Source organism: Dietzia sp. SLG310A2-38A2 (assembly GCF_014145095.1).
In the GTDB taxonomy this organism is placed as follows: Bacteria; Actinomycetota; Actinomycetes; order Mycobacteriales; family Mycobacteriaceae; genus Dietzia.
In genome coordinates this window covers 1-7,998 of sequence record NZ_JAALDX010000147.1, presented here as the reverse complement: position 1 = coordinate 7,998, position 7,998 = coordinate 1, and the positions used below count along the sequence as shown (strand labels likewise).

At 66.8% G+C, this 7,998-nt stretch carries 10 protein-coding genes; 6 read left to right on the top strand and 4 right to left on the bottom strand.

Annotated features, from left to right (window positions below):
- The coding region (locus G6027_RS05655) for an ATP-binding cassette domain-containing protein (RefSeq protein ID WP_182636187.1) at positions 1–241 on the top strand (241 nt) is incomplete at its 5' end.
- 44 nt (positions 242–285) lie between these two features.
- Here the strand turns inward: G6027_RS05655 and G6027_RS05650 are convergent.
- The gene (locus G6027_RS05650; RefSeq protein ID WP_182636185.1) at positions 286–786 is read right to left on the bottom strand and encodes an HPP family protein; all 501 of its coding nucleotides are present in this window, start codon (positions 784–786) and stop codon (positions 286–288) included.
- 101 nt (positions 787–887) lie between these two features.
- On the opposite strand from G6027_RS05650, the gene G6027_RS05645 reads away from it, so the two are divergent.
- A complete protein-coding gene (locus G6027_RS05645) occupies positions 888–1,436 on the top strand; it encodes a TetR/AcrR family transcriptional regulator (RefSeq protein ID WP_182636183.1) in 549 nt (182 codons plus the stop codon).
- A 101-nt stretch (positions 1,437–1,537) separates the two neighbouring features.
- Here G6027_RS05645 and G6027_RS05640 read toward each other — a convergent pair whose 3' ends face one another.
- Together G6027_RS05640 and G6027_RS05635 are read right to left on the bottom strand one after the other, a co-directional pair.
- Positions 1,538–2,155 (bottom strand): hypothetical protein, encoded by a 618-nt coding sequence (locus G6027_RS05640; protein ID WP_182636182.1) that lies wholly within the window; start codon positions 2,153–2,155, stop codon positions 1,538–1,540.
- Between the two features lie 64 nt (positions 2,156–2,219).
- A complete protein-coding gene (locus G6027_RS05635) occupies positions 2,220–3,152 on the bottom strand; it encodes a hypothetical protein (RefSeq protein WP_182636180.1) in 933 nt (310 codons plus the stop codon).
- Positions 3,153–3,334: 182 nt separating this feature from the next.
- Here G6027_RS05635 and G6027_RS05630 point away from each other — a divergent pair, with 182 nt between their 5' ends.
- Both G6027_RS05630 and G6027_RS05625 read left to right on the top strand, forming a co-directional pair.
- A complete protein-coding gene (locus G6027_RS05630) occupies positions 3,335–4,285 on the top strand; it encodes a ScbA/BarX family gamma-butyrolactone biosynthesis protein (RefSeq protein WP_182636177.1) in 951 nt (316 codons plus the stop codon).
- Entirely contained in the window at positions 4,282–5,607 is a 1,326-nt protein-coding gene (locus G6027_RS05625) for an FAD-dependent oxidoreductase (protein WP_182636176.1), read from the top strand. The genes G6027_RS05630 and G6027_RS05625 overlap by 4 nt, the downstream gene beginning before the upstream one ends.
- A 28-nt stretch (positions 5,608–5,635) precedes the next feature.
- Here the strand turns inward: G6027_RS05625 and G6027_RS05620 are convergent, their stop codons facing one another.
- A complete protein-coding gene (locus tag G6027_RS05620) occupies positions 5,636–6,196 on the bottom strand; it encodes a helix-turn-helix domain-containing protein (RefSeq protein WP_182636174.1) in 561 nt (186 codons plus the stop codon).
- Positions 6,197–6,307: 111 nt separating this feature from the next.
- Here G6027_RS05620 and G6027_RS05615 point away from each other — a divergent pair, with 111 nt between their 5' ends.
- Entirely contained in the window at positions 6,308–6,943 is a 636-nt protein-coding gene (locus G6027_RS05615) for a TetR/AcrR family transcriptional regulator (protein ID WP_182636173.1), read from the top strand.
- Positions 6,940–7,710, top strand: coding sequence for a maleylpyruvate isomerase family mycothiol-dependent enzyme (locus tag G6027_RS05610; RefSeq protein WP_182636171.1), 771 nt, complete (start codon positions 6,940–6,942; stop codon positions 7,708–7,710). Before G6027_RS05615 ends, G6027_RS05610 begins: the two co-directional genes overlap by 4 nt.
- Positions 7,711–7,998 lie beyond the last annotated feature (288 nt).

Below are 7,998 nucleotides of genomic sequence, written 5' to 3'. Positions count from 1 at the left end.
CCGCCCCGCGGAGGTCTCGGGCGGGCAGCTCCAGCGCGCCTGTCTGGCCCGTGCGCTCGCGCAGGGTCCCCGCTACCTGATCGCCGATGAGGCCACCGCGCACCTGGATCCGCTGAACACGGCCGCGATCGCCCGCACCCTCCGCCGGCGTGCCGATGGCGGGCTGGGCGTCCTGGCGATCACCCACGATCTGCAGCTGGCCGAGCACTGGGCGGACGAGGTGATGGAGTTGGGGGTGTGACCGATTCACCACCCGCGGTGCTCGCAGCCAGCCGCGGGTCTCACTCACCACCAGTACTGGGGATAAGTGGTTCGATCGAAGGTGGCGCGAACCAGCCCGAACAGCACAAGCACCACGGCGGCGAGCCCGGCGCAGACGATCAGGGAGACCTGTCCACCCGCCGCCATTGCTCCGATGACGGCGGTTGCCGCCGCCGGAGAATGCGACGTCCGCGTCAGCAGCATCGCGCCGAGTGCGAGACCACCCGCGGCAGCGGCGGCCCACAGCGAATGACTGACGAGCCCGACGGTGACTCCGACGGTCGCGGAGACCATCTGACCGCCGACGACATGGCGGGGTTGAGACAACGGTAGAGACGGTGCGCCAGCGATGAGCGCCATGCTTGCCGCCATGGGCGGGATGAGCAGCAGATGTCCGGACAAGACACCCAGAGCAACGAGGGACGTGAGAGCCGCTACTGAGGTGAGCGTCGCGGCCAGTAGCGTGCTGACGGCCGGACGTTCGGGGGCCTTGCTCGTCGCGATCGGCTTGACAACTAACGCCACAGGTTCACTCCTTCAACCGCTGAGAACGATCGTTCTCGGCTGATTTGATAGCGTAGAGAACGTACGTTCTCAATGCAATGCCGGAGGGCAGGTGAAAACTCATGGCGGTTCGCGCCGAAGCTGATCAGCTGCTGGATGCAGCCGAGGAGCTCTTCTACGAACGTGGCTACCACTCCGTCGGAATGGATGCTCTTCGCACCGCGTCCGGCCTGCCGCTGAAGCGCATCTACTCGCTGTTCACGGGCAAGGACGCGATCGCGGTCGCGATGCTGGATCGGCGCGATGAACGGTGGCACGAGTCCCTCGCCGAGCGAGTGGACCAAGAAGCGCAGCCGGAGAACCGGGTGTTGGCGATCTTTGACTGGCTCTCGAGTTGGCTCGCGGGCGAAGGACATCGCGGCTGCGCCTGGATCAATGCATTTGGCGAGCTGGGGGGAACATCGCCCGAGGTCGCAGATGCGGTACGTCGCCACAAAACCCGGTTCAGAACCTACGTGAACGCGCTCGCAACCGAGGCTGGAGCACCGCCACCCGTGGCCGATGGCATCTTTCTACTGGTCGAGGGCTGCATGGTGACCGCTGGAATCTCTGGGAACTCAGACTCTGCCGCGCAGGCGAACGACGCTGCGGCCCGGTTACTGAGGGGTTGAATCACGACTACGACACACATGGCCGTTGCCTGCGAGAGGATCGCTCCTTCTTCTCGCAGGCAACGGCCGTGAATGCGCCGGCAGGGGGCCACCCCAGAGCGTTAAGCTCCGACAACCGGGTTGCCACCGCCGTCGAGCTCAAGCTGCAGCTCGGTGGTGGCGAGGGCGGTGCCGGACGCCGGGCACGGTATCGACCCGCTCTGCGTGGAGGTGAAGTTGACCCCACTCTGGTTGACGGCACTGGCGATACCGGTGCCGTTGTCGTAGGGCACCGGTCCGACCGTGCTGGCGTTGACCGCAAGATCGCACGTGGCCGCACCTTGGCTGTACGACGCGGACATCCCCCCATTGGGGATCACCAGCGAACCCTGGGGGTTTCCACCGTTGTGATCCACGACGATCGTGATGTCCTCGTGAACGTCGACCTTCACCGAGAAGGAGTTGTTCATGAAGCAGTTCTCGACGACGACCGAGGCGGCATCGAGGGTGACGGCGTCCCCGCTGGCGGGGGTCTCGCCCGTGGCTTCAAAGGTGTAGCAATCCAGTTTGAACGCGGGCACCGTCAGCGATAGCGCCGGTGCGCCGGTCCCCGTGGCGGTCACACCCTCTGAGGGAGGGGTGATGGTGGTGGCCGATGCGGCACCGGCACCGGCGAGAGCGAGTCCGGAGGCCGCGAGGGCGGCGATTGCGACCCGAGTGGCGTTCCTACGAGCAGCCATGGTGATCTACCTTTCTCTTGATGAGATGAGTTCAGAAGTGGGGTGAGATGGCGTGTGGTTGTGCCTAGCCCTGGCTGGCCCTCCATTCCCTCACCGGAACATTTCCTGCGTTGAAGGCGTCGTACTCGACGTTGATCGAGTTGTTCCCTGCGGGAGACGGGGTGTTGGCTCGCATGTTCACCAGCCAGTTGAGGGACCCTCCGAGGCCGCAGCCCTGTGCTGCGGGTACGGCGAAGCCATCGTCAGCTGCAGACGCACCTTCGAGCCACACTCCCGGCGTACCGGCACCGTACTTTTCTTCCGCGGCACGAAACTCCCCGAAGTCACTCGTTCGCAGAGCCAGCATGATCGGCTCCTGCGGCGAGCCGAGGTAGCAGTCGTTGCCCAACAGGGGGTTCTCGAGCTTGACGCGGATCGGCAGATCGAGCTCACCACCCAAGGTGTTGAGAACAGGTGTATCCACCGCCTCGACAGAGGCACTGACGCTGGTGAGGTTGATGACATCCGCCGATCCCAGCGCCCCGCCTGGAACCGGGAGAGCCCGGTGATCGACGCCGTACTGGGTTCCGGGGGCCCCCTCGAAGACGGGATTGCCGACCGGGAAGTTCAGGGGAGGCGCAAGCACAGACACTTCCTGACCTGAGATTCGAAGGCTCCCCTCCAGGACCGGCACCTCGAGTCCGCCGATGTTCATCTCGCCGCCCATGACCAGCACCTCGGTGCATGCTCCGAACGGCCCGGCGGTACCGGTGGGTCCGCCGAGGGGGAACACGTCCAGGTCGCACAGTTCCCACATCGAGAAGTCCAAAGGATCCGTCTGTGCCGAGAACTGCGGCGACGCCAGTGAGTCCGAATGAACACCCGAACCATTGACGGTGAGTGAGCCCGAGTCGTCGTCCGGCTCCTGGGCGGTTGCGGTGGCCCCGGCCCCCACCACGGCCAGCGCGGCCGCGCCTGCGAGGGCAACTGACGCCCTCGTAATCGAACTGATCTTCATGTAGACAACCTCTCCCGGTACGTGTGACCCCGATCACTTTGTGTCGGCACTCGGGTACGTTACGAGAAATGAACGTTGTTGTCACCAGGTAACTTTCGTTCGAGGTGAAACGATCACCAAAATTCGTAACACCAATCTCGTCCATCTCACAGGCAACAGGAGTCACGCACATGAGGCCGCTCATGCAACCCACATCGGGCCTTAAGCTCTCCCACACGCACACCGTGCCCCGGAATCTCGTCCACCGGAGAGCCGTCGCCGAGGTCTTCCCGACCGATTCGGCCACAGACGGCGACCGCCTCCTTGTGGCCTGCCAGCTCCCCGCGGGCCACGCCCTCTACAACGACCGGGAGCAGCCGTTCGTGGACCCGCTGCTCGTCCTGGAGGCCGCCCGGCAATCGGCGATCCTCTGCTGCCTTCGTCACCTCGGCGCCGCCCCCGACGCCTGCTTTGTGGTCCGGTCGGCGGAACTGCGCATCGTCCACCCGCTACGCCACGAACCCGGCGATCCACCGTGGGACGTGATCCTGCACTGCCACCCCGACGACCTCCGCACCATTGACGGAGAACTCGCCGGCGGAACGCTGCGGATGACCCTCCACGCGAACGATGTCGCCGTCGCCTCGATCTCCTTTGCCTTCTCCGCCCTCGCACCCGAGCTCTACCGCTCGCTCCGCGAGCCCGGGATGCAACGCGCCCGCGATCACACACCGGCGACCCCGCCGCGGTATCTGCCCCTTGAGCCAGGACATCTCGGTCGGAAGAACGCGGACAACGTGGTGATTGCCGCACCCGACGCGGAAACGCCACGGGACTGGCCCGTGATCGTCCGCACGGATCACGCCGGCTTCTTCGACCATCCCCTCGACCACGTCAGTGCGGCCGTCATCGTGGAGGCATGCCGCCAAGCCGCCCACGCCACCTGCCCGGCCCTGGCGGTCACGGGCGACCTCGTCTCCATGCACGCCAGGTTCAGCGCTTTTGCCGAACTGGGTCCGCCGCTGTACGCCCGAGTGGCCGATGTCCCACTCTCCACCCATGAAGAAGCGAGTCTCACGGTGTCCCTGATCCAGCTCGGCGCCAGCATCGCCACTGTCGACGTGACGCTCCGAGCCACCGCGGAGATCGCATGACCGTCCGGAGCATCGCGGTAGTCGGGGGTGGGATCTCGGGCATCGCCGCCGCCGTGGCCCTCACACGCCACGGACATCACGTGCTGCTGTTGGAGTCGGAGGACCTTCTCGGCGGCCGCACGGGTCCCAGCCACCTGGGCGAGAGGCCGATCATGATGGGCGGCAAGAACATCGGTCGTCGCTACTCCCACCTGCGGGCGCTGCTGGCGGAGCTCGATGACGGCACCTTCGAGGACTTTGGCATCAACACCTCCACAGTGGCCTCCTCAGCACGTTCCACAGCACGCGGCACGAGACTCCTGCCCCTGGACAGCTCACGCCCCCTCACCAGCCTGCGTTCCCTCCTTCAGATGGGAACGCCCCGAGACCTGCTTCGCCTCGCTCTGCTGGCGCGAGCAGTGCGACGCCACGACGACGCCCGATTCCTCGGCTCCCCGACCTTCCGGCGATTGGCAGCACGCCGCGACGACCCCGCGCTCACCGACTACTTCAGCCCTCGGATGACCAGCAGCCTGCTGCGACTGGCCACCGTGCGTATGAACGGAGCGGAGCCCGATGAGGCCTACCTCGGCACCCTCGGTACCAACCTCGGACTGCTCACCGACACCTTCGAACAACTCGACCACGGACTCGCCCCCGCCCTGGACCGCGTCCCGGCACGCCTCGACGTTCAGCTGAGCTCCCGCGTGACCGAACTGCGCCCCCACGCCACCGGAATGCAGGTGCAGTGGACCACCTCGTCGTCGTCACACACCCGGGACGTTCACACCCGGGACGCCGACGGCGTGATCCTCGCCCTTCCCGCCCACGCCGCCGCACCGCTGCTCGCCCCACACCGTCCCGAGCTGGGGCGACTGCTGAGCACCGTGCGCTACTTCCCTGCCACCGTCGCCGTGGTCAAGTACGCCGACGATGTCTTCACCAGCGAGATCCGAGCCGTCGCCATGGGCGACGGGCCCTGCAGCAACGCCGGCGCCTACGGCACAACCGATCGCGACCTGGTGCGCTTCACGTTCTCCGGCCGGCGGGGCCGACTCGACTCCCCCACACGTGCGGACGTCGACTCCCTCGTGGCCAGCGCAGAGGCGAACCTGTCCGACACATTCGGTCGGCCACTACCCGAACGGCTCGACTGGACCTGGCGACACTGGTCCGCCGCCTACTGCGCCTACAGCCGGCACCACGCCCGACTCCTCGACCAGATCGCCACCGAGTCGCGTTCGTTGGACGGCCGGATGTCGTTGGCGGGCGACTACCTCCTGGGCGCGTCCCTGGAGGCCTGCTGCCGATCCGGCGAGGCCGCCGCCGCAGCCCTGCTCTGACGGGGCGAACGCGCGGGTCGACCGGGCGCTACGACCCCGGGAAGTCTCTGGGCCGGTAGCGATCCGGGACGCCCGCAGTGGAACCCGTCTCCGCGAGGTTCTGAACCGCGTCAGGCTCGTAGTGGTACTCCACGTCGAACACCGACAGGGTCTCGCCGCACTCCTTGCAGCGGATCACCTGCTCGACCGCCCCGTGGTCCGACTTGTGGCGAAGACTGAGCGGGGGCTTGTCCACCAGCCACCGGTCGCCCCACTGCATGAGAGCAACCGACACCCCATACAGGTCTCGACCCTTCTCCGTGAAGTGATAGCTGAAACGCGGCGGGAACTCGCTGTACTGCTTGCGCTTGATCAGGCCGCTCTCGAGCATCGCCTTGAGTCGTTGGGACAGCGCGTTGCGAGCCACACCCAGGTTGTTCTCGAGATCCGTGAACCTGCTCACTCCGAAGAACAGCTCCCGAATGATGAGGAACGTCCACTTGTCGCGGATGATCACCAACGCCTCTGCCACCGAGTCCGCAACCAGTCGGGGTGGGACACCCGGCGCCAACCCGGCCACGTCGCCGGAGTCGGCTGCTCCTGTGCTCATCGGCCCAACTCTAACCCTCCCCGGCTGCGCGAGGACCGCGTCTGCATCGAGACCGAATCGCGACCCGTTCGCCTCTGGACAGGACCGGATCACCGGCGCACAATCCTAACCATGTTAGGCACACCGAATCGCGATAGGTCAGCCGAACGACGTGAGGCGACACGGCTGGAGATCATCGACGCCGCGTGGGACGTGGCCCGTGAGCAGGGCCTGGCTCAGCTCACCCTTCGCGATGTCGCGGCTCGCGTCGGGATGAAGGCGCCGTCGCTGTACTCCCACGTGGACTCCAAGAACGCCATCTACGACGCGATGTTCGCCCAGGCCTGGACCGAGTGCCTGGAGCTGATGCAGGCGCTGGACGAGGGACGCCCGACGGATGCCCGGGGGACGGTCCGGATGTACGCGCGGGCGTACTTCGACTTCTGCGTGAGCGACCTCGCCCGGTTCCAGCTGATGAATCAGCGCACCATCCCCGGTTTCGTGCCCAGCCCGGAGGCATACGCGCCCGCGGTGCTCGTACTCGACGGGCTGCGTCAGCGCCTCGCGGAGATCGGGATCACCGACCGGGAGGACATCGACCTCTACGTGGCAGTGGTGGGCGGCATGGCGGACGCCCAACTGGCCAACGACCCCGGCGGCGATCGCTGGGCCCGCCTATTCGACCGCGCGATCGACATGTACCTGCACGACGTCGGCATCCCGACCGGCGTCCCGGTCACCACCACACAGGAAGGCACACCGCCATGACTACGACAACCGGGCAACACCGCTCGAAGACCGATCCCCGCCTGCCACAGCTACAGCGGGACGTCGCAGAGCGGCTTGCCGCAACCGAGTACGACCGGGTCGCCGACATGCTCGAGGGCCTGCGGCCCGAGGACTGGGGAGCACAGACCGACTGCACCGAGTGGGATGTACGCGCGATGGCCGGGCACATGTTGGGCATGATCCAGATGCTCGCCAGCTGGCCGGAGATGATCCGCCAGCAGGTGGCGACCGGCAAGCGCGCCAAGCGCGAGGGCTGCGAGGCGATCGACGCGATGACGGCTCTACAGGTGGAGAAGAACGCCGGCCTGTCAACGGATGAGCTCATCGCGCAGGTGCGCCGACTGGCTCCCAGGGCCGCCAGGAACCGTCGGCGCGCACCGGGCGTGATGAGAAAGCAGACCATGGAGGACAACGGCGAGTGGTGGTCCATGGGCTACCTGTTCGACGTGATCCTCACCCGCGATCCGTTCATGCACCGCATCGACATCGCCGCCGCGACGGGAGCCCCCATGACGGCGACCCCTGAACACGAGGGGGTGATCGTCGACGACGTGGTGACCGAGTGGGCCGGCCGCCACGGGCAGGCCTACGATCTGGAGCTCACCGGCCCGGCGGGCGGGCGGTGGCAGCACGGCGGACACTCGGGCGCGGGCGAGAACCTCACCATGGACGCGTTCGAGTTCTGCCGAGCACTGAGCGGCCGGGCCCCGGCAGAGGGGTTGCTCCGGACCCAGGTCCCGTTCTGAACGGGAGCCCCTGGCGCCCCCCTCCCTCCGCAACCCGAGATCGTGAGTTCGTTCTTATCAAGTCGAGCGTGAGGTAGATTACATCCTGGGCACAACGCGCTGGTAGGGCGCACTTCTCCGGCTCGTCGCCGCCTTTGACTCGACCCCGGAAGAAGGACGTCGCCATGCTCCCGTCAGAACCCCTCCCCCCGCGTCCGCCCACAGCCCGCGTCAGCCGCCGCTCGGTCCTCTCCGCCTTCGGCGGGGCGGTCGCGGCGACCGGCATCGTGGGCCTCGCGAGCGGCTCCA